This window comes from Roseovarius sp. SCSIO 43702 (assembly GCF_019599045.1).
GTDB lineage: Bacteria > Pseudomonadota > Alphaproteobacteria > Rhodobacterales > Rhodobacteraceae > Roseovarius.
In genome coordinates this window covers 3182962-3204321 of the sequence record NZ_CP080623.1, presented here as the reverse complement: position 1 = coordinate 3204321, position 21360 = coordinate 3182962, and the positions used below count along the sequence as shown (strand labels likewise).

Genomic DNA, 21360 nt, shown 5'->3' with positions numbered 1-21360 from the left:
CTCACCATGGTGCGCCGATGGTCCCGCCTAACAAGGGCGCGGAGGGGGTCGTCGCGGCACGTTGCCAAAAATGCCACAAATCCATTGGCTTGAGGCGGTTTTTCTGGACCTGAAAGCGGGGCACGGGTAGATTCAGGCAAAACGGGGCAGCAACGATCCCGTGACCAGAGGCAGTTTCGAGATGTTTTCCGAGCGGATTTCCCTTTCGGCAACTCGTCATCCCGTGTTCCGCTCGCGGCCCTTCAGGCGTGTGCAGTGCGGGATAGCTGTTTTCCATGGTCGAGACTTTTGACGGCACGGGCCGCGCGCGCGGCCCCAATGGACGAAACGGTGCATGAGCGGGCAACCCCCGTCAGCCCGGTTCGGCGGATAAACGAGGACGAGGGCAACATGGCATATCAGGCACGCGGGCGCGATCCGCTCTTGGACAGCAACATGGCGGAGGTGATCGAGAAGCGCGGCAAGGAGCTTCTGGGTCTCGTGCTTCTGGCACTGGGTGCGCTCGTCTGGGCGATGTTCGCGAGCTACAGCCCGGACGATCCGAGCTGGCTTTCGGCCGTGGATGCGCCCGTCCAGAACTGGCTGGGTGCGCTGGGGGCCAAGATGTCGGCGGCGGTCTTCATGATCATCGGCTGGGGTGCCTGGGGCATCGCCGCACTTCTCGGCGTATGGGGCGTGCGATTCGTGCTGCATCGCGGGCAGGAGCGCGCGACCGGGCGGGCGGTTTTCGCGCCGATCTGGCTGGCCGTGCTGTCGCTCTACTGTGCGGCGCTGCCGCCCGGCGTGGACTGGGGTGAGGCGCATAGCTTCGGCCTTGGCGGGCTCTTCGGGGATACCGTCCTGGGTGCGCTTCTGGGCATCCTGCCGGTTTCGGCAAGCGTCGGGCTGAAACTTCTTGCCCTCGTGCTGGGGCTGGCGACGGTGGCGCTTGGAGCCTTCGTCCTCGGCTTTTCGCGGCGTGAGTTGCAGCGCATTCTGCGGTTCCTCGTGGTGGGGGTCATCATGACCTATTCGTGGCTTGCCGCGCTGGCGGGCCGCGGAGCGGATGGCGCGATGCGTGCGGCGCGCACCGGCGCGGAGCGCGCGGCCGAACGCCGGGCGCGCCGGGTTGAGGCGGCGCAGTCGCGCATCGAGATGCCCCCGGAGCCGCGCGTGACCGTGGTGGCGCCGCGCTTGAGCCGGGGAAGCGGGACGCAATACGAGGAACGGGTGACACCGCGCGCCGAGCCCGCGCCCGTGCGGCGACCGGTGGCGACCCGGCCGGAGGCGGAGACGGCATCGCCGCCGCAGAAGGCAGGAGGCCTTCTGGCGCGGATGCCGTCGTTGATGCGCCGCGCCGATCCCGAACCCGAGGCCGAGCGTGAAGAAGCGACCATGATGGCCGCCCCGGCCCCGCAGGGAGAGGACCGTATCCGCGCAAAGATCGCGGACGTGATCAAGACCCGCGTGCGGCAGAGCCCTGCCATGCAGGCCGAGAGCGTTGCGCCGCTTACCAAGGGCCGCGGGCGGGGGCCCGTGCCGCTTGTCCTCGACACGAGCATCCCGCGCGTGCGCAACCTGCCGCCCGAGCCGCCCCTGACCGCAGCCGCCGCGCCGCTTCCGCCCGAACCGCCGCTATCGGCCAGCGCGGCCAGCTTCGCGCCCGGTGCCGCGTGGATGCCGCAAGCGGCGGACGCGTCCATGCAGACCGATGTGAGCTATCCCGACGAGGATGACGTACTGATCGACGAGGCCGCGCCCGCGGCGTGGCAGTCCGCCCCCTCCCCGCGGATCCCGGTGGCCGAACCCAGGAAAGTCGTGCAGCACGCACCGCGCAAGGCGCCGCAACCCTCGGCCAAGGCCGCCGCCGAGGCGCAGCCCAGCCTGCAATTCGAGGAAAAGCCACAGGTGGAATACGAGCTTCCGCCCCTCAATCTTTTGACGAGTCCCGAGACGATCCAGCGTCACCACCTGAGCGACGAGGCGCTGGAGGAGAACGCGCGGATGCTCGAATCGGTGCTCGACGACTACGGTGTGAAGGGCGAGATCGTGAGCGTGCGGCCCGGTCCCGTGGTCACGATGTATGAACTGGAGCCCGCTCCGGGCCTCAAGGCGAGCCGGGTGATCGGCCTTGCCGACGACATCGCGCGGTCCATGGCGGCGCTTTCGGCGCGGGTTTCGACCGTGCCGGGGCGCAGCGTGATCGGCATCGAGCTTCCCAACGACAACCGCGAGATGGTCGTACTGCGCGAGATCCTCGCCACGCGCGATTTCGGCGATGGCAACCAGCAGCTTCCGCTGGCGCTGGGCAAGGATATCGGCGGCGACCCGATCGTCGCGAACCTGGCCAAGATGCCGCATCTTCTCATCGCGGGGACCACCGGCTCGGGCAAGTCGGTGGCGATCAACACGATGATCCTGAGCCTGCTCTACAAGCTCACGCCCGATGAGTGCCGGCTGATCATGATCGACCCGAAAATGCTCGAGTTGAGCGTCTATGACGGGATTCCGCACCTCCTGTCCCCGGTCGTCACCGACCCCAAGAAGGCCGTCGTCGCCCTCAAATGGGTCGTGGCCGAGATGGAAGACCGGTATCGCAAGATGTCCAAGATGGGCGTTCGCAACATCTCGGGCTACAACGGCCGGGTCGCGGATGCGCAGGCCAAGGGGGAGATGTTCAGCCGGACCGTGCAGACCGGCTTCGACGACGAGACCGGCGAGCCGGTGTTCGAGACCGAGGAATTCGCGCCCGAGAAAATGCCCTATATCGTCGTGATCGTGGACGAGATGGCGGATCTGATGATGGTCGCGGGCAAGGAGATCGAGGCCTGTATCCAGCGCCTTGCGCAGATGGCGCGGGCGAGCGGCATCCACCTCATCATGGCGACACAGCGGCCCTCGGTCGACGTGATCACCGGCACCATCAAGGCCAACTTCCCCACGCGCATCAGCTTCCAGGTGACGAGCAAGATCGATAGTCGCACCATCCTGGGCGAGATGGGCGCCGAGCAGCTCTTGGGCATGGGCGACATGCTTTACATGGCGGGCGGCTCGAAGATCATCCGCTGTCACGGGCCTTTCGTCAGCGACGAGGAAGTCGAGGAGGTGGTGAACAACCTCAAGGCCTATGGCCCGCCCGATTACGTGGGCGGCGTCGTCGAGGGGCCGGATGACGAGAAGGCCGAGAATATCGACGCGGTTCTGGGCCTCGGTGGAAACACGACGGGCGAGGACGCGCAATACGACGAGGCGGTGCAGATCGTCCTGACGGATCGCAAATGCTCGACCTCCTATATCCAGCGCAAGCTCGGCATCGGCTACAACAAGGCCGCGCGCCTCGTGGAGCAGATGGAGGACGAGGGCCTCGTGAGCCCGGCAAACCACGTTGGCAAGCGCGAGATCCTCGTGCCGGAGCAGTAAGCGAGAACCTTTTCGAGCCGGGGGCGTTGGCCTCCCGGCACCAGGAAAGGGGACCACGCATGAGCGACAAGAACGACGCAACCGACCTCGTCGATGCGGTCGAGGACCTGGCAGGGGACGAGGGCGAGGTTTCGGTCCGGGACATGGTCGAGGCGATCGGGCATCGCGGCTTCGGGCCGCTCATCTTCGTGCCCGCGCTCGTGGTGGTGTCACCGCTGGGCGGTATTCCGGGGGTTCCCACGCTTTTCGCGCTGATCATCGTCCTGATCGCGGTGCAGATCCTCGTCGGGCGCACGCATTTCTGGCTTCCCGACATGATCGGCGAGCGATCCGTGAGCGATGACCGGGTGCGCAAGTCCGCCGACAAGGCGCGTCCGGTGGCCCGGTGGATGGACAAGTGGCTGGGTAGCCGTCTCGAGAGCCTGACCGGCAAGACCGCGCGAATTGCGGCCGCGGTTGCGGTGGTGGGGCTGTGCATACTCGTTCCGCCCCTCGAACTCGTGCCCTTCGCCGCGATCGTGCCGATGCTGGCCATCGCGGTGATCGGCCTCGCGCTCACGGCGCGGGACGGCGTGCTGATGCTGGTCGGGCTCGTCGCGGCGGGCGTGGCCTTGATAACCGCGTGGAACATGCTGATATCGGCGTGAATGCCCGGTTGCTATCGCATAACAGCGGTCGATGCCCCTATATCGGGTGCAGAACACGTCACGACGAAAGGAGCGTTGCGATGAGATTGAGACATCTGGTGGCGGTCTGCGCCGCCGTGCTGGCGACCTCGGTGCCGGCCATGGCCCAGAAGCTGCCGCTACCGCAACTGTCGCAGTACCTGAACGGGATCACCACGGCGAGCGGGGATTTCACGCAGATCAACGATGACGGCACGATCGCGAAGGGGCGCATCCTGCTCAATCGGCCGGGGCGCGTGCGGTTCGAATACGCGCCGCCCGACAAGACGCTGGTGATCTCGGACGGCTCGACCGTCGGGATCATCGACGGGAAGTCGAACGAGCCGCCGCAGGGCTACCCGCTCAACCAGACGCCGCTTTCGATCATACTTGCGCGCAACGTGGACCTCACGCGCGCCCGGATGGTGACGGGCCACCGGCAGGAGGGCAACAAGACCATCGTGACCGCGCAGGACCCGGCGCACCCGGAATACGGCAACATCGAGCTGGTCTTTACCGGCAACCCGGTGGAACTCAGGCAATGGGTGATCAATGACGGGAACGGCTCGAAGACCACCGTTATCCTGGGCGACCTGAAGCGCGGCGGGAATTTCGGCAACGACAAGTTCGTGATCCCCGGCCTCAAGGACCTGCGGCCGATCGAACGGTAGACGCCAAGGGGGCGGGCCGGAGGTGGCCCGCCTTCTCCGACCCGGTTCAGCCGCAGCGGCGGAGCTGTCTTTCATACATGTTGGCCCGCGCCTCGAGCTCGCCCGCGACCCGGACAAGCCAGGGTTTCGCGTTGTAGGAGCCCCGCGAGAAGCCCGTCCGCCCCTCGTGGTAGGCGAGATACTGGTTGCGCGTGTCATGGAGCGGGATGCCCAGACGCTCGCGCGAGCCGTTCATGTACCAACCCATGAAATCGGTCGCGTCGCGGATGTTGTCGCGCCGCGCGCGCCGGCTCCCGGCATCGGCCAGGTACTCCTCCCAGGTGCCGTCGAGGGCCTGGCTGTAGCCGAAGGCCGAGCTTTGCCGGCCCGTGGGGATCACGCCCAGCGTGTAGCGGAACGGGGTGCGCGCATCGCTGTCGAACTTGCTTTCCTGGTAGATCGTAGCCATCTGGACATGCACCGGCACGCCCCATTTGCGCTCGGTCGCGCGGAACGCCCTGAGATAGCCCGGTCGTTGACTGAGAATCGAGCAGGCATCGTTGAGACCGTCGGGGGATTCACCCACGCCGCCGCCCCGGCCACAGGCCGCGACGAATGCCAACAACACCATTGCGCGAAGGGATCTGCTCATCTGCCTCTCGCTTTCGGTTTTTTTGTTTTGACCCGAGTCTAGCGGATTCCCTCCCGCCTGTGAATCGCGAATTTTCCGGCGCGCGCGGAACCGCCCGCCTGTCGCCCGCGTTTCAAACTGTCATGGCAGGGTTCACAGACTGTTTCCCGGCAAACGCGGCTTCGAGGTTGGACAAATCGCCCTTGAACCCGCTAGAGTCTCGGCTTAGGGGCTGCATTGGCATGTTGAAGACGCGCGCGAAATATAATCTCGGACAGGTGGTCCGACACAAGAAACACCCCTTCCGCGGGGTGGTTTTCGATGTCGATCCCGAGTTCGCCAATACCGAGGAATGGTATGCCTCGATCCCCGAGGAAAGCCGCCCGGTCAAGGATCAGCCGTTCTATCATCTGCTGGCCGAGAACGATCAGAGCTATTACGTCGCCTATGTGAGCGAGCAGAACCTCGTCGCGGATTACTCGGGCGTGCCGGTCGAGCATCCCGATATCCCCGATCTCTTCGGTCCGTTCGAAGACGGCCAATACCCGCTGCATTTCCAATTGAACTGAGGGGGCGGTGCCGGGCGTAAAGCCCGATTCCCGTCTCAGTACCCCAGGGCGCATCCGTCCTTGCGGGGATCCGACGCGCCTTCGAGCACGCCGTTCTCGTGCATGAGGATCGCCTGTGCGCCGCCGATGGGATTGGCGCCGACGAACACGTCATGGCCCAGGTCCGCGAGCGCGCCGGCCGTCGCCTCCGGGATGCCGCGCTCGAGCTTGAGCCGACCGTCCTCGGCGAAGGCGCGCGGCGCGTCGATGGCCTGTTGCGGGTCCATTCCGTAATCGACGAGGTTCGTGGCGAACCGGGCGTGTCCGGCGGGCTGATAGGCACCGCCCATGACGCCGAAGGGCATCGTGACCTCGCCCCCGCGGCCGAGCATGCCGGGGATGATCGTGTGCATGGGGCGTTTGCCGCCGGCCATCTCGTTCGGGTGCCCCTCTTCGAGGGTGAAGCCCGCGCCGCGGTTCTGCATCAGGATGCCGAACTTCTCGGAGGCGATGCCCGAGCCGAAACCGTGGAAGATCGAGTAGATGAGCGAGACCGCCATGCGGTCGGCATCGACCGTGGTGATGTAGACCGTGTCGCGATGCACCGCCTCGGTCAGCGGGGCCGCGGCGGCGATCACGCGCGCCGGGTCGATGAGCCCGGCCAGTTTCGCGGCGGTCTCGTCGGCGAGCATGAACTCGAGCCGCGCGGTATGGTCGGGGTCAGCGAGGATGCGGTTGCGCGCATCGTAAGCCAGCTTCGTCGCCTCGGCCTCGAGATGAAGCCGTTCGGACCCCAGGGGGTCGAGCGCCGCGAGGTCGAAATGCGACAGGATGTTGAGCATCAGGATCGCGGTGGGGCCCTGCCCGTTGGGCGGATGCTGGATGATCTCGGTGCCCTTGTAGCTGCCCCGCACCGGCGCGGTGGCGAAGCCCTTCTGGCCCGCGAAATCGGCGGCCGTGTGGACGCCGTTCATCGCCTGCAGGGCGGTCAGCATGTCCTCGGCAACCTCGCCCTCGTAGAAGGCGCTTGCGCCGTCTTTCGCGACGCGGCGCAGCACCTCGGCCTGACCGGGGGCGCGGAAGATGTCGCCGGTGACGAGGGCGCGGCCGTCCCTGAGGAAATGAGATCTGCCATGGCCCTGAAGCACCTTGCCCGCCTCGGGCCAGTCATGCGCCACGCGCGGCGCCACGGGGACGCCGGCATCCGCGTAGTGGATGGCGGGCGCGAGAATCCGGTCGAGCCCGAGCTTGCCCTGCGTTTCGCTCAGCGTGCAGAACGCCTCGATCGCGCCGGGGATGGTGACCGCATCGGGTGTCGAGAGCGGCACGGTGTCGTGCCCCTGTTCGCGCAGGGCGGCCGCGCTCGCCGCGGCGGGGGTGGTGCCCGACCCGTTGAAGGCCGATGCCCCCTCGCCGGGGCGCGACCAGAGCACGAAACAGTCGCCGCCGATCCCGGTCATGTGAGGCTCGCACATCCCGAGGAGGATCGCGCCCGCAATCGCGGCATCCATGGCGTTGCCGCCGTCCTGCATCACGCGAATCGCGGCTTGGGCCGCCAGCGGGTGCGAGGTCGCGCACATGCCGTTCGTGGCAAGCACCGGAGATCGGCCGGGAAGGTGGAAATCGCGCATCGGTCTGTGCCTCCTGTCGTCGCTCTGCGCGACAGTATGCGGGGCGGGGCGGATTGCCAATCGGGATGTAAGGGGACGCCAAGACCTCGGCGCCGCGCACTGGGTGGGGGCTGTTACGCGCGACGCCGAGGGAAGCCTTTGCAGCTACGCCTCCAGATATGTCGGCGATTCCTGACCCTATTGCGAGATAAAGGCGGCAATTTCGGGGCATTCCGGGTGGTCGATGCCGCGACGCGGGATGCGGCGAATTGCGCCCGCCTTTGGGCGTGACAGGCCGCCCTGAATGAGATAACCAGTCGCCGAGAGATTTCGCGACCTATCGAGGGACCCAAGACATGGCTGAGCACAAGCACGGCGAGATGGACATCACGGTTCAGGAAAAGACCTTCGAGGGCTTCATCAAGTGGTCGGTCCGCCTCGGGATTCTCACGATTGCCATCCTGATCTTCCTGGCGATCTTCAACGCCTGACCGGGGCCGGCAGCTTCGCCTTCCTGGTGACGCGCCTGTTTTCATCCTTCTGAAATCATTCAATGAAAAGGCCTGCCGGGGTCGATCCGGCAGGCCTTTCATCGTGACGCGCGCCGCGCCTGTCAGCCGAAGACCTTGCTCAGGGCCTTGTCGGTGGCCGCGACGATCTCGTCGATGTCGTCACGGGTCGCGATGAGCGCGGGCGAGTAGCACAGCGTGTTGTTGAAGCCGGGGATCGAGCGGTTCGTCACGCCGATCACCACGCCCTGGGCCATGCAGTCGGCCACCACGGCCTGTGCCTGCTTCTCGTTCACCGGCTCCTTGCTGCTGCGGTCGGCCACGAGTTCGGCGCCGAGGAAGAGCCCCTTGCCGCGCACGTCGCCGATGACCGCGTGCTTGTCCTGAAGCGCGCGAAGCTGGTCGATCATGTAGTCGCCCATCGCCGTGGTGTTCTCAAGAAGGCCCTCCTCCTCGATGATGGCCATGTTCTCGAGCGCGGCGGCGGGGCCGGCGGTGCAGCCGCCGAAGGTCGAGATGTCGCGGAAATAGCTCATGGGATCGGCGGCGTCGTCCGAGAACATCTCGAACACCTTCTCGTTCGTCACGCAGCAGGCGATGGCGGCGTAGCCCGAGGCGACGCCCTTGGCCATGGTCACGAAATCGGGCTCGATCCCGTAATGCTGGTAGCCGAACCATTCGGTGCCCGTGCGGCCCACGCCGCAGACGACCTCGTCGATATGCAGCAGGATGTCATACTTGCGGCAGATCCCCTGCACGCGGGGCCAGTAGCCCTCGGGCGCGGGAATGACGCCGCCGCCCGCCGTCACCGGCTCGAGGCAGAGCGCGCCCACGGTGTCGGGACCTTCGGCAAGGATCACTTCCTCGATGGCGTCGGCGGCGCGCTGGCCATATTCCTCGCCCGAGAGATCCCATTGCGCGCGGTATTCCATGCAATGCGGCACCTTGACGAAGCCCGGCGCGAAGGGGCCGTATTGCGCGTTGCGCTCGTCCTGGCCGCCTGCCGACATCGCGGCAAGGGTGGAGCCGTGGTAATCGCGGTCGCGGTAAAGGATCTTGTGCTTCCGCCCGCCGTGGCGCTTGTGCGCGATCTGGCGGACCATCTTGAACGCCTTCTCGTTGGCCTCGGAGCCCGAGTTTGTGAAATAGACCCGGCTCATGCCCGGCATCTTGGAGATGAGCTTTTCCGAGAACATCGCGCCGGGGATCGACCCGGCGGAGCCCGCGAAATAGGGCAGCTTGATGAGCTGGTCGCGCACCGCGTTGGCGATACGTTCGCGCCCGTAGCCCACGTTGACGGTCCAGACACCGCCCGAGACGGCATCGAGATGCTCCTTGCCGTGCTGGTCCCAGACGCGCATGCCCTTGCCCTCGACGATGATGCGCGGATCGCCCTTGGCGTCCGGGCCGGTCCAGCCGGCGTGCTGGATGAGGTGATGCCAGACATGGGCGCGGTCGGACTCGACCACCTTGCCGATGTCGTTCAGAAGATTGCCGTCCATCATTGCAGTGCCTCCATTGGCGAGGGGCCGCGCGTCGGCGCGGGATTTGATCAAATCATGTGTGACCCGAGAATCAGCCGGGACGTTAGGGCCAGATCGCCGCGAAATATATCACCAGATTGCGGTGCGGCGCAAAGATGCCTGTGCGCGGGGGACCGTTCCTGCGGCCGGCCTCTACATGTGCCGCGCGAAACGCAGGAGGGCGGCGCCGGCGAGGGCGGTGAAGGTCGAGACCAGTTTCGCGAGGTCGAGCCGTTCGCCCATGAAGATCACGCCGATCAGCAGCGCGAAGACGATGGAGGTCTCGCGCAGGGCGGTGACGAGCGCGATGGGCGCCTGGGTGAAGGCCCACATCACCATGGCGAAGGCCACGAAGGATGCCGCGCCGCCGATGAGGCCGCGCCATTTCTGCACGGTGAGCGCGCCGCGCACGGTGCCGGGGCGAAGCGTGTTGATGAGCACCGCGAAGACGAGCGCGGTGCCGATCGCCTGCCAGCCGAAGAACGCGACCGGCGAGCCCGAGAGCCGCGCGCCCAGACCGTCGACCAGGGAGTAGCCCGCGATGAAACACCCGGTAAGCAGCGCGAGCGCGGCCGCCCGCGGGTTGCGCCGCCCGTCGGACTTGCGCACCAGCGCGAGGCTGAGGATGCCGGTGCCGATGATGGCGACGCCCATGAGCTCCATCCCGGTCAGGTGGACGCCGAGTGCGGTGACCGACACGAGCGCCACGATGAGCGGGGCCGAGCCGCGCGCGATGGGATAGACATGGCTCAGGTCGCCCGCGCGATAGGCCAGGGTGAGCGTGGTCTGGTAGGCCACGTGGAGCGCCAGCCCGCCAAGCAGCCATGGCCAGCTTTCGGGGGCGGGCAGCGGCAGCAGCAAAGCTGCGAGCGACGCGAGCGGGACGTGTCCGAGCGACACCGCTGTCATCGCGGCGAACTTGTCACCGCCCGATTTCAGCAACGCGTTCCATCCGGCATGAAGCAGCGCCGCCCCCAGCACGATGAGAAAGACCGTCGTGCTCATGGCGCGGGCCTGACCGCCTTGCCGTCATAGCCGCGTTTCTGGGCCTTGTAGAGCTGGGCGTAGAGGCCGTTTTCCGCGAGAAGCTCGTCATGGCGCCCGTCTTCGACCAGCTTGCCGCCCTCAAGCACGAAGATGCGGTCGGCATCCGAGATGGAGCTGAGCCGGTGGGCGACGACGATGGTCGTCTTGCCGCTGGTGAGGCGGTCGAGCGCGCGCTTGATACGCTCCTCGGTGGCCTGGTCGAGGGCCGAGGTCGCCTCGTCCAGCAGAAGGATCGGTGCGTCGCGCAGGAAGGCGCGAGCGATGGCGATACGCTGTTTCTGACCGCCCGAAAGCTGCGCCCCCTTGGGGCCGACGGGGGTGTCGCCCCGGCGCTCGATCAGTTCCGCGATCTCGGCGTCGCGGGCGGCCTGCCAGACTTCCTCGTCACTGGCCTCGGGCTTGACGTAGCGGATGTTGTCCCAGATCGAGGCGTTGAAGATCACGATGTCCTGCGCCACCACCGAGAAGGCGCCGCGCAGCGCCCCGACCTGGAGATCGGAAATGTCGGTGTCGCCGAAGGTGATCCGTCCGCCCTGCACGTCGTAGAGCCGCGTGAGCAGCGACAGGATCGTCGTCTTGCCCGAGCCCGTGGCGCCGACGATGGCCGAGACCTTGCCACCCTCGAAGGTCATGTCGAGCCCGTCGAAAAGCGGCTGCTCGGGATCGTAGGAGAAGGTGACGTCATGCAGTACGATGTCGGCGCCGGTGTCGAAATCGGCGGTCGCGCCCGGCTTGTCGGATATGGTGGGCGTCTCACGGAAGAGGCCGCGGACCCGGTCGAGGAGCACGAGATTGGACTGTAGCCCGCCGAAGAACTGCGCGAGGAGGCGGGCAGGGTCGAAGACCATGACCATGCCCAGCAGGAAGGTGATGATGCCCGCGCCGTCCACGTCGAATTGCGGCGAAAGGACCATGTAGCCGCCGCCGCCGATCACCAGCACGTAGACGAAGGCCGACGAGAGGTCGATCGAGGGCATCACGAGCGCCTGCGTGATCTGCACGCGATTGAGCAGGTCGCGGATGGAGGCGGTGCCCTTCAGCAGGCGCTCTGCCTCCATCTTCTCCTGGCGCGCGATCTTGACGGTGCGCATGCCGGCGACCGTCTCCTCGATGCCGTTCATGTAGTTGGCGACGGCGGTTTCGGCCTGCCCCTGCGCCTCTTTCACGCGGTCGGAGACGTAGTTCATGACCCAGATGATGAAGGGGAGGACGACCACGGCGGTGGCGAAGAGGATCGGGTTCTTGTAGATCAGGTAGCCCGAAACGATGATGACCGTGACCGCGTCACGCACCGCGTTCGCGATGCCGAGGCCGATGAAGTTGCCCAGTGTCTGGGTGTGCGACACGAGGCGCAGGATGATCTCGCCCGATTTCGTGCGTTCGAAATAGGCAAGGTCGAGCGACATGATATGCGTGAGGAGATCCTGGCGCATCTCGTAGATCGCCTGGTTCGAGACGCGCACCGTGACGAGCGGAACGAGATACGACATGAGCCCGCGCACCGCGAAGAGGAAGAAGACCGCGAGGCAGACGAGGGCCAGTTCATGCAGCGCGCCGTTGTCGAATATGACGCGCAGACCGTTCTCGGTCATCGAGAGGAATTGCTGATAGACGACACCCTGCACGAGGATCATGCCCAGCACCATCAGGAGCCGCCCGGTATGCTTGCGCAGGTAGGTCCGCCAGAACCAGCGCAGGTTGTCGCGGTCCTGCGGCGAATAGAGCGGGCCGCGCTTGGGGCGGGGCGGTTCGGTCATGGCGGCGGGATCCTTGGCGCTCCTGTCGCGGCCCGCTTTAGCGTGTCGGGGGGCGGAGGTCACGCGGAAAGGGCGGCGGCGCGGGGTCGCGGCGCGACGGCCGGGGCGAAGCGCGCGCTGCGTTCATCGCTCGGTAATGTCGAACATCATCGACAGGTGATTGCCGCCCGGCTCGCGCCGGTAGATGAGCGAGCGCGTGAGTTGGCGGATCAGGAACCATCCGAACCCTCCCTCGGGAAGATCCTTGCGCGGCACGTCGGGCACCGGCGGCTCCCCCTCGGGCAGGACGTGATCGGGATAGTGCCGGCCCGGATCGGTGACGGTGAGCAGCATGGCGTGCCTGAAGAGCGTGGCCTTCACGGTGATCCGCGCGCCGGGTATGTCGGCGCAGGCATGTTCGACGATGTTGTTGAGCGCTTCGGCCAGCACAAGCTCGACCGTGCCGCAGGCGGCATCGGGAAAACCGCGCGCCCAGGTCCAGGCGCGGATATCGGAGAGCGCGCTGCGCACCGCCTTGTGGGTGGCGTCGAATGCACATTCGAAGCCGTTTTCGGACCATGTGTCAGTCACGTCGAGGTCTCCGGCGCGGGATCGCGAATTCGGGGCCGGAAACGGCATCAGCCGGCGGCGCGGCGGATTGCATGGGCGGCGTTGGGATGGATCGTGAACACGGTGTCCATGCGGGTCAGGCGAAAGACCTTGTCGACATCGGGCGTGAGACCGGCGAGATGCATCCGGCGGACCGGGTCGAGCTGTTTCATCGCCCCCACGATGGCACCCAATCCGCTTGAGTCCACGAAAGTCACCTGCGATAGATCGAGGATGACATCGCCCGTGCCTGTCGCGGTCGCCTCGCGCAGGGAGTCGCGGAACTGGATCGCGGCGCTGGCGTCGATACGGTCCGCGTTCACGGTGATGAGGGTGGCCCCGTTGGCGGGACTGCTGCTGAGCTTCATGATAGGTCTGCCTGATCTGGAGTAGGTTCGGGCATGACGCTAGACCCCAAACGTTACCATTCGGTGATCACGGGGGAGATTTTCAGGAGGATGCGACCATGAATGAAGTGATGATCGTCGGGGCGGCCCGCACGCCGATGGGCGGATTCCAGGGGGATTTCAACGGCCTGGATGCGCCGACCCTCGGCGGGGCCGCGATCCGTGCGGCGATGGACGGTGCGGGGGCGCTCACCCCCGACGAGGTGCTGATGGGCTGCGTGCTTCCGGCCGGCCAGGGCCAGGCGCCCGCGCGGCAGGCGGGGTTCAAGGCGGGGCTCGGCGAGGATGTCCCGGCGACGACGCTCAACAAGATGTGCGGTTCGGGAATGAAGGCGGCGATGATGGGCTTCGACCGCATCGCGCTGGGCCATGCGGAGGCCATGATCGCGGGCGGGATGGAGAGCATGACGAACGCGCCCTACCTGCTGCCCAAGATGCGCGGCGGCGCGCGGATCGGGCATGGGCAGGTGATCGACCACATGTTCCTCGACGGGCTGGAGGACGCCTATGACAAGGGGCGCCTCATGGGCACCTTCGCGGAGGATTGCGCGGAGCATTACCAGTTCACCCGCGAGGCGCAGGACGCCTATGCGATCGGCTCGCTCGAGGGGGCGCTCGCGGCGCAGAAGTCCGGCGCCTTCGCGGACGAGATCACGCCGGTCACGGTGCGCGGGCGCGGCGGCGAGACGGTCATCGCCGAGGACGAGCAGCCCGGCAAGGCGCGGCCCGACAAGATACCGCAACTCAAGCCCGCGTTCCGCGAGGGCGGCACGGTGACGGCGGCCAACTCGAGCTCGATCAGCGACGGGGCCGCGGCGCTTTTCCTCGCGTCGCGGGAGGCGGCGGAGGCCGAGGGAGTGGCGGCACGCGCGCGAATCGTCGGACATGCGAGCCACGCGCAGGCGCCGGGCTGGTTCACCACCGCGCCGGTGCCCGCGGCGCGCAAGCTTCTCGACCGAATCGGGTGGAGCATAGGCGATGTGGACCTCTGGGAGGTTAACGAGGCGTTCGCCGTCGTGCCCATGGCCTTCATGCACGAGATGGGCCTGCCGCGTGACATCGTCAACGTGAACGGCGGCGCCTGCGCCCTGGGCCATCCCATCGGGGCGAGCGGCGCGCGGATCATGGTGACGCTGCTCAACGCCTTGGAAAAAAGGGACCTGCGGCGCGGGATCGCGGCCATCTGCATCGGGGGCGGAGAGGGGACGGCCATCGCGATCGAGCGCGTCTGATTCGGGCCGGTCGCGGGTGGGGGACGTGGCTCCGGAGGCGCCGCCCCCGGCCGCGAAAGCCCGGGGGCTTCCACGGCTCTCCCGGGATACCTGAAGCAGGAGAAGAGCCTGCAAGCAGCTGACACGGAAAGATATTCTTTTTCGGCTTCGCCTTCTCGAGGCCGGTCATCGCCGAAGGTGACCGGCCTTTTCCTTGTGTGACGAGGGCATGGTTAACGGGGTGTGAGGCCACCGTGTCGGAACGTCGGTATCCATGTCGGTATCCACGTCGGTATCACGTCGGTGCGGTTTCGCGTGACGGGGCGGGTTAACGCGGCGCGCGGTGCGTTCCGTGAAATTTCGATTGAAAATTTCATGCGGCTGGGGCAGCGTGAAAAAAGATATCAAAATTTCACGGGGGCGCGCGCGGATGGCTGCGTGGCCGCCGTTCCGGCCGGAGGTTCATCGCCCATGACGCAACATCCCGACCTTCCGGATGCGCGCAGTCTCGGCGCCGATCTGCGCGCGCTGCGCAAGTCGCGGGGGATCACCCTGAGCTGGCTGGCGGAACGGCTCGGGCGTTCGGTCGGATGGCTGAGCCAGGTTGAGCGCGACATGTCGGCCCCCTCGGTGGGCGACCTGCGCCACATCGCGGCGGCGCTCGACGTGCCGATCTCGATGCTGTTCGGGCACGCGGCCGCGCCGGCGGAGGAAGCCGGCTACGTGGTGCGCCGGGGGGCCCGCCGGCGGCTGGGCTCGGGCGAGGGCGGGTTGATCGAGGAGCTTCTGAGCCCGGACCTGACCGACGATTTCGAGATGGTGCATTCCACCTTCGCCCCGCGCAGCCGCGCGGGCGAGGTGATCCGTCGGGATACGCAAGAGGTCGGGTTCATGATCTCCGGCCGGCTCGACCTGTGGATCGAGGGGCGGACCTTCACCGTGGGGCCCGGCGACAGTTTCCGCATCCGGGGCGAGGCGCATGAATGGGTCAATCCCTATGACGAGGCGGCGGTGGCGATCTGGGTGATCGCACCGCCGACCTACTAGGGTGAAGGGCTCGTGCCTTTGCGGGGCGGTGCGGTTCGAGACCGGCCCGCTCGACGATCCGCTGGCCTGTCACTGCCGGCAGTGCCGCAAGCAGTCGGGACATGTCTTTGCCGCCGGACGCGCGCGCAAGGACGCGGTGGTATTCGAGCGCGACGCGGGGTTGCGGTGGTACCGGGCAAGCGAGACGGCGGCACGCGGGTTCTGCGGAGACTGCGGATCGACGCTGTTCTGGCGCGACGACGCCGGGGATGGCGTCCGGGTGGCGCTGGGGTCGCTCGAGGGACCGACGGGGCTGCGGCTGGGGCGGCATGTCTGGATCGAGGCGAAGGGCGACTATTACGAGATCGGCGATGGTGCCGTCGAGGAAAGGGGAGAGCCATGAGGGGCACGTGTCTTTGCGGTGACGTCACGTTCGAGACCGAGGCCACGCCCGAGGGCGCATCGGCCTGTCATTGTGGTCAGTGCCGCAAGCAGTCGGGGCATGTCTGGGCGTCGGCGCAGGTGCCGCGCGAGGCGCTGCGCATCGACGGCCCGGTCAAGTGGTATGCGGCGAGCGAGGGCGCGCGGCGGGGATTCTGCCCGCGCTGCGGGTCTTTCCTTTTCTGGGAGGCCCATGACGAGGACCATGTGAGCGTCGCGCTGGGCGCGGTGGACGGGCCGACCGGGCTTCGCCTGGAGAAACATATCTTCGTCGCGGACAAGGGCGATTACTACGAGATCGCCGACGGGGTGCCGCAGGAGGCGCAGTCGTGATCTGGGACGTGATCACCGGGTTCGATCCAGGCTTGCTGGTGGCGTTCATCGGCGCGGGGCTTCTGCTGAACCTCACGCCGGGGGCGGATTTCGTCTTCGTCTCGGCCAGCGGCATCGCGGGCGGGCCGCGCGTGGGGATGGCCGCGGCCGTGGGGATCAACCTCGGCATCGCCCTGCATGTGGCGATGGCGGCCGCGGGTGTGTCGGCGCTCCTGATGGCGTGGCCGGTGGCCTATGACGCGATCCGCTATGCGGGGGCGGCCTATCTTCTGTGGCTGGCGGTCCAGGCGTGGCGGACGCGGGGGGCGCAGGACGAGCGGCGCGCGGCGCGCTCGGGCTGGCGGGCGGTGAGACGGGGGTTCGTGACCAACGTGCTGAACCCCAAGACCGCGCTTTTCATATTCGCCTTCATCCCGCAATTCACCGATCCCGGCGCGGCGCCGATCTGGGCGCAGATCGCGGTGTTGGGGGCGATCTTCATGGGGGTGGGCCTTGCCTTTTCGCTGACGCTGGGGGCGGCGGCGGGAGCCTTCGCGCATGTGCTGCGGGCGCGGGCGGGGATGCTCAACCGGGTGGCGGCGGTGATGTTCGCAGGGCTTGCCGCACGGCTGGTGTGGGAGTGACGGGGGCTCTGCCCCCGACCGCGAAACCGCGGGGCGGTTCCGCGGCCTCCCCCGGGATATTTGGAGCAAGAAGAAGGGCGCGGGTGCGCGTCCGGATGACAAGGAGTGAACGACATGGCTGATCTGCCGAAAAAGGCGAAGGTGGTGATCATCGGGGGCGGGGTCGTCGGGGCCTCGTCGCTTTATCACCTGGCGAAGAAGGGGTGGACCGACTGCGTCCTGCTGGAGAAGAACGAACTGACCGCCGGGTCGACATGGCACGCGGCGGGCAACGTGCCGACCTTCTCGACCTCGTGGTCGATCATGAACATGCAGCGGTATTCGACCGAGCTTTATGCGCGGCTGGGCGAGGAGGTCGATTACCCGATGAACTATCACCAGACCGGCTCGCTGCGACTTGCGCACAGCCGGGAGCGGATGCAGGAATTCGAGCGCGCGAAGGGGATGGGCGTCTACCAGGGGATGGGGATGGAGATCCTGCGCCCCGAGGAGATAAAGGAACGGTATCCGTTCATCGAGACGCATGACCTCGAGGGCGCGCTCTTTGACCCGAACGATGGCGATATCGATCCCGCGCAGGTGACCCAGGCGCTGGCCAAGGGCGCGCGGGACATGGGCGCGCGCGTGGTGCGCTTCTGTCCCGCCACCGGGGTGAGCCGCGACGGCGAGGGGTGGATCGTCCACACCGAAAAGGGCGATGTCGCCTGCGACTACGTGGTCAATGCCGCCGGCTACTACGCGCAGCGCGTGGGCGAATGGTTCAAGCCCTTCGGCGGGCGCACGGTGCCGATGATGGTGATGAGCCACCAATACCTCCTGAGCGAGGAGATCCCCGAGATCGAGGCGTGGTCGAAGCGCGAGGGTGCCAAGCTGCCGCTTCTGCGGGACGTGGATGTGTCCTATTACCTGCGGCAGGAGAAGCATGGCTTCAACCTGGGCCCCTACGAGCCGAATTGCCGGGCGCATTGGGTCGATGAGAGCGATCCGATGCCCGAGGATTTCAGCTTCCAGCTCTGGCAGGAGGATCTCGACCGGATCGAGGAGATCGTCACCGACGCCATGGCGCGCGTGCCGCTTCTGGGCGAGGCGGGGATCAGCAAGGTGATCAACGGGCCGATCCCCTACGCACCCGATGGCCTGCCGCTTGTCGGGCCGATGCCGGGAGTGGAGAACGCCTTCGAGGCCTGCGTCTTCACCTTCGGGATCGCGCAGGGCGGCGGCGCGGGCAAGGTCCTGGCCGAGTGGGTCGTGGACGGCGCGCCGGAATGGGACATGTGGTCCTGCGATCCGAGGCGCTACACCGATTATACCGATCACGACTACTGTGTCGAAAAGGGCATGGAGGTCTATGGCCACGAATACGCCATGCATTTTCCGCATCACGAATGGCCCGCCGGGCGCGACCGCAAGCTCAGCCCGGTGCATGACCGGGTGAAGGAACTGGGCGGCGTGATGGGAGCCTATAACGGCTGGGAGCGCGCGAACTGGTTCGCCAAGCCCGGTGACGACACGAGCGAGGAAGCGACGCAGACCTGGGGCCGCGCCGGCCCGTGGGAGCCGCGCATCCGCGAGGAATGCGAGGCGGTGCGCGATGCCTGCGGCGTGCTCGATCTGCCGGGGTTCACGCGGCTCTGGGTGAAGGGCGCGGGCGCGGACGAGTGGCTGCGCGGTTTCGTCACCGGCGGGCTGCCGAAGGTGGGGCGGATGAACCTTGTCTACGTGGCCGATGACCGGGGGCGGATCGTGACCGAGTTCTCGTGCATCCGGCTCGAGGAGGACAGTTTCGTGCTGATCACCGCCGCCACGGCGCAATGGCATGACGGCGAGCTTGTCCGCCGATCGGTGCCGGAGGGGGTCGAGGTGCGCGAGACCACGCGGGAGCGCGATGCGCTGCTTGTCGCGGGGCCGAAAAGCCGCGAGGTTCTGGGGCCGCTCACGGATGCGGACCTGTCGCTGCCGTGGCTGAGCCATCAGCATTGCAAGGTGGCCGGGCGCGACGCGTTCCTCATCCGCGTGAGTTTCACGGGCGAACTGGGCTGGGAGGTCCATGCCGCGAACGAGGACATGCCCGCGATCTACGACGCGATCCTCGACGCGGGGGCCAAGCCCTTCGGGATGTATGCGCTCAACGCCCTGAGGATCGAGAAGGGATATCGCGCGTGGAAGGGGGACCTTTCGACCGATTACACGATGCTCGAGGGAGGGCTCGAGCGGTTCGTGAAGTTCGACAAGCCGCAGGACTTCCCCGGCAAGCCCGCGCTTCTGGCCGAGAAGCAGCGGGGACGGAAGAAAGCCTTCGTCGCGCTGAAGGTGGACGCGGGCGAGGCGGACGCGCCCTACATGTCGACGCTTTGGCACGACGGTGATATCGTCGGCGAGACGACGAGCGGGGCCTGGGGCTACCGCGTCGGTCATTCGGTGGCGCTGGGCATGGTCCGGGCCGACCTGGCGGAGCCGGGCACCGAGCTCGAGGTCGAGATCTATGGCGAGCGGTGTCCGGCGGTGGTGCAGGGCGACGGCGCGATGTGGGATCCGGAGAACGAGCGGTTGCGGGCGTGAGGCCGGCACCCGCCGGGCCGTGCGGAAGTTGAGGCCCCGGGTCGAGCCCGGGGCGGGTGCGCTGGATCGGCGGGGCCCCGGGTCAGGCCCGGGGCGGGTAGAACCGGGTTGGGTGAGGCGGCGGGTCGAGACCGGGGCGGGGCGTTGGATCGGAGAGGCTCCGGGTCAGGCCCGGGGCGGGTAGACGGGGGGATCTGGAGGAGGGGCGCGATGACGATAGAGACCTATCTGCTGTATCTTGGTGTCGTCGCCGCGTTCTTCGCGACGCCGCCCGATACGAGCCAGCTCCTGATAATCTCGAACAGCCTGCGGCACGGGTTGCGGCGGTCGCTGGCGACGGTGGCGGGCGATCTTGGCGCGAACGCGGTGCAGATGACGCTGGCGGGGTTCGGCCTGACCGCCGTGATCGCGGCCAACGCGGATGCGCTGGCGTTGGTGAAATGGGCTGGCGTGGCCTATCTCGTCTGGATCGGCCTGCGGCTGATGCGGGCGCGGGGCGGGGCCGACGCGCCCGGTGCGGCCGCGCGCGGCGCCCTTTTCCGGCAGGGCTTCGTCACGTCCTCGGCCAACCCCTATGCCGTCGTCTTCTTCGCGGCGCTTTTTCCGCAGTTCATCGACCCCGCCGCGCCGATCTGGCCGCAGCTCCTTATCCTCGGGGGCACGTATCTCGTGGTCGACGGGGCGATCCTGATCGCCTAGGGCTGGCTTGCCCGGAGAACGCTGGGGCGGATCCGGGCGCTGTCGGGCGTGTGGCTCAACCGGGTGTCGGGCGCGCTGATGATCGGGGCGGCGATCCTCCTGGGGCTGAAGGACATGCGCGAGGCGGCGCGGTAGCGGAGAGACCCGCCGGGCGTGGTGGCGCGATGGCCTGCCCGCGCTATCTTTCGCGGAAACAGGACGGAGAGAATGACATGGCGCAGGTGACGCTTCTGGATGGTGCGATCGGGCAGGAACTGGTCACGCGGGCGGGCGAGCGCGCGACGCCGCTCTGGTCCACGAAGGTGATGATCGAGCATCCGAAGATGGTGGGCGAGGTGCATCTCGACTATTTCGCGGCGGGCGCGACGGTCGCCACGACGAACACCTATTGCGTGCTGCCCGACCGGCTTGACCGCGAGGGGATCGGGGACCGTCTGGAGGAGCTGTTGCGCACCGCCGTGATGGCCGCGCGACGGGCGCGGGCGGCGCATGGCAGGGGCCGGGTGGCCGGATCGCTGGGGCCGCTCGTCGCCTCCTACCGGCCCGACCTCGTGCCCGCACCCGACGAGGCCGCCGCGCGATACGCGGAAGTCGTGGCGCTGATGCGCGACGAGGTGGACCTTCTGCTGATCGAGACGATGTCGTCGGTCGCGCAGGCCGAGGGCGCGCTCATGGCCGCGACGGGGCAGGGTGTGCCGGTGTGGCTGGCGCTCACGGTCGAGGACGAGGACGGGACGCGGCTGCGCTCGGGCGAGGGACTGGGCGAGATCGCGCCGCTTCTGGAGCGCTTCGAGGTGGAGGCGGTCCTGATCAACTGCTCGCGGCCGGAGGCGGTGGCGGCGGGGCTTCCGATCCTCGCGGAGTTCGGCCTGCCCTTCGGCGCCTATGCCAACGGGTTCACGCGGATCGACGAGGCGTTCCTGACCGAGCGCCCGACGGTGGACGCGCTCGAGGCGCGCAGCGACCTGGACCCCGCGGCCTATGCGGAGTTCGCGATGGGCTGGGTCGAGGCCGGGGCGCGCATCGTCGGCGGCTGCTGCGAGGTGGGGCCCGCGCATATCGCCGAGCTTGCCCGGCGGTTGCGCGCGGCGGGACACGAGATCGTGTGAGCGGGAATGGCGCGGCGCCGCGCGC

Annotated in this window: 20 protein-coding genes; 13 read left to right on the top strand and 7 right to left on the bottom strand. The window is 67.4% G+C overall.

Annotated elements, in window-relative coordinates:
* Nucleotides 1-390 precede the first annotated feature (390 nt).
* From K1T73_RS15755 to K1T73_RS15745, 3 genes are all read left to right on the top strand, one after another.
* A complete protein-coding gene (locus K1T73_RS15755) occupies nt 391-3399 on the top strand; it encodes a DNA translocase FtsK 4TM domain-containing protein (RefSeq protein WP_220601612.1) in 3009 nt (1002 codons plus the stop codon).
* A 59-nt stretch (nt 3400-3458) separates the two neighbouring features.
* Nucleotides 3459-4046 carry an exopolysaccharide biosynthesis protein gene (locus tag K1T73_RS15750; RefSeq protein WP_220601611.1) on the top strand — a complete coding sequence of 196 codons (588 nt, stop codon included), beginning with the start codon at nt 3459-3461 and terminating at the stop codon, nt 4044-4046.
* 80 nt (nt 4047-4126) lie between these two features.
* Nucleotides 4127-4735: an outer membrane lipoprotein carrier protein LolA gene (locus K1T73_RS15745; protein ID WP_220601610.1), complete on the top strand. Its 609-nt coding sequence runs from the start codon at nt 4127-4129 to the stop codon at nt 4733-4735.
* 46 nt (nt 4736-4781) lie between these two features.
* On the opposite strand, the gene K1T73_RS15740 is transcribed toward K1T73_RS15745, so the two are convergent.
* Nucleotides 4782-5366, bottom strand: a complete 585-nt coding sequence (locus K1T73_RS15740; protein WP_220601609.1) for a lytic transglycosylase — start codon at nt 5364-5366, stop codon at nt 4782-4784.
* A 221-nt stretch (nt 5367-5587) separates the two neighbouring features.
* Between K1T73_RS15740 and hspQ the strand changes: the two genes are divergently transcribed.
* Nucleotides 5588-5914 (top strand): heat shock protein HspQ, encoded by a 327-nt coding sequence (gene hspQ, locus K1T73_RS15735; RefSeq protein ID WP_220601608.1) that lies wholly within the window; start codon nt 5588-5590, stop codon nt 5912-5914.
* Between the two features lie 35 nt (nt 5915-5949).
* On the opposite strand, the gene K1T73_RS15730 is transcribed toward hspQ, so the two are convergent.
* Nucleotides 5950-7524: a gamma-glutamyltransferase family protein gene (locus K1T73_RS15730; RefSeq protein ID WP_220601607.1), complete on the bottom strand. Its 1575-nt coding sequence runs from the start codon at nt 7522-7524 to the stop codon at nt 5950-5952.
* Nucleotides 7525-7859: 335 nt separating this feature from the next.
* Between K1T73_RS15730 and K1T73_RS15725 the strand changes: the two genes are divergently transcribed.
* Nucleotides 7860-7994, top strand: coding sequence for an aa3-type cytochrome c oxidase subunit IV (locus K1T73_RS15725; RefSeq protein ID WP_220601606.1), 135 nt, complete (start codon nt 7860-7862; stop codon nt 7992-7994).
* A gap of 122 nt (nt 7995-8116) precedes the next feature.
* On the opposite strand, the gene K1T73_RS15720 is transcribed toward K1T73_RS15725, so the two are convergent.
* From K1T73_RS15720 to K1T73_RS15700, 5 genes are all read right to left on the bottom strand, one after another.
* Nucleotides 8117-9514 (bottom strand): aspartate aminotransferase family protein, encoded by a 1398-nt coding sequence (locus tag K1T73_RS15720; RefSeq protein WP_220603780.1) that lies wholly within the window; start codon nt 9512-9514, stop codon nt 8117-8119.
* 174 nt (nt 9515-9688) lie between these two features.
* On the bottom strand, nt 9689-10540 hold the full coding sequence (locus K1T73_RS15715; protein WP_220601605.1) for an EamA family transporter: 852 nt from the start codon (nt 10538-10540) through the stop codon (nt 9689-9691).
* Nucleotides 10537-12339: an ABC transporter ATP-binding protein gene (locus tag K1T73_RS15710; RefSeq protein WP_220601604.1), complete on the bottom strand. Its 1803-nt coding sequence runs from the start codon at nt 12337-12339 to the stop codon at nt 10537-10539. Before K1T73_RS15710 ends, K1T73_RS15715 begins: the two co-directional genes overlap by 4 nt.
* A 123-nt stretch (nt 12340-12462) precedes the next feature.
* Nucleotides 12463-12909 carry an ATP-binding protein gene (locus K1T73_RS15705; RefSeq protein WP_259400309.1) on the bottom strand — a complete coding sequence of 149 codons (447 nt, stop codon included), beginning with the start codon at nt 12907-12909 and terminating at the stop codon, nt 12463-12465.
* Nucleotides 12910-12956: 47 nt separating this feature from the next.
* Entirely contained in the window at nt 12957-13295 is a 339-nt protein-coding gene (locus K1T73_RS15700) for an STAS domain-containing protein (protein WP_220601602.1), read from the bottom strand.
* A 98-nt stretch (nt 13296-13393) separates the two neighbouring features.
* Between K1T73_RS15700 and K1T73_RS15695 the strand changes: the two genes are divergently transcribed.
* From K1T73_RS15695 to K1T73_RS15660, 8 genes are all read left to right on the top strand, one after another.
* On the top strand, nt 13394-14566 hold the full coding sequence (locus K1T73_RS15695) for an acetyl-CoA C-acyltransferase (protein ID WP_220601601.1): 1173 nt from the start codon (nt 13394-13396) through the stop codon (nt 14564-14566).
* Between the two features lie 450 nt (nt 14567-15016).
* Entirely contained in the window at nt 15017-15592 is a 576-nt protein-coding gene (locus tag K1T73_RS15690; protein ID WP_220601600.1) for a helix-turn-helix domain-containing protein, read from the top strand.
* 1 nt (nt 15593) lies between these two features.
* Nucleotides 15594-15974, top strand: coding sequence for a GFA family protein (locus K1T73_RS15685; protein WP_220601599.1), 381 nt, complete (start codon nt 15594-15596; stop codon nt 15972-15974).
* Complete coding sequence (locus K1T73_RS15680; RefSeq protein WP_220601598.1) at nt 15971-16345, top strand: GFA family protein; 375 nt, start codon at nt 15971-15973, stop codon at nt 16343-16345. The genes K1T73_RS15685 and K1T73_RS15680 overlap by 4 nt, the downstream gene beginning before the upstream one ends.
* On the top strand, nt 16342-16968 hold the full coding sequence (locus K1T73_RS15675; RefSeq protein ID WP_259400308.1) for a LysE family translocator: 627 nt from the start codon (nt 16342-16344) through the stop codon (nt 16966-16968). Before K1T73_RS15680 ends, K1T73_RS15675 begins: the two co-directional genes overlap by 4 nt.
* Before the next feature lie 114 nt (nt 16969-17082).
* Complete coding sequence (locus K1T73_RS15670) at nt 17083-19527, top strand: FAD-dependent oxidoreductase (protein WP_220601597.1); 2445 nt, start codon at nt 17083-17085, stop codon at nt 19525-19527.
* A gap of 210 nt (nt 19528-19737) precedes the next feature.
* On the top strand, nt 19738-20226 hold the full coding sequence (locus K1T73_RS15665) for a LysE family translocator (RefSeq protein ID WP_259400307.1): 489 nt from the start codon (nt 19738-19740) through the stop codon (nt 20224-20226).
* Nucleotides 20227-20438: 212 nt separating this feature from the next.
* Nucleotides 20439-21335: a homocysteine S-methyltransferase family protein gene (locus K1T73_RS15660; RefSeq protein WP_220601596.1), complete on the top strand. Its 897-nt coding sequence runs from the start codon at nt 20439-20441 to the stop codon at nt 21333-21335.
* Nucleotides 21336-21360: the final 25 nt, after the last annotated feature.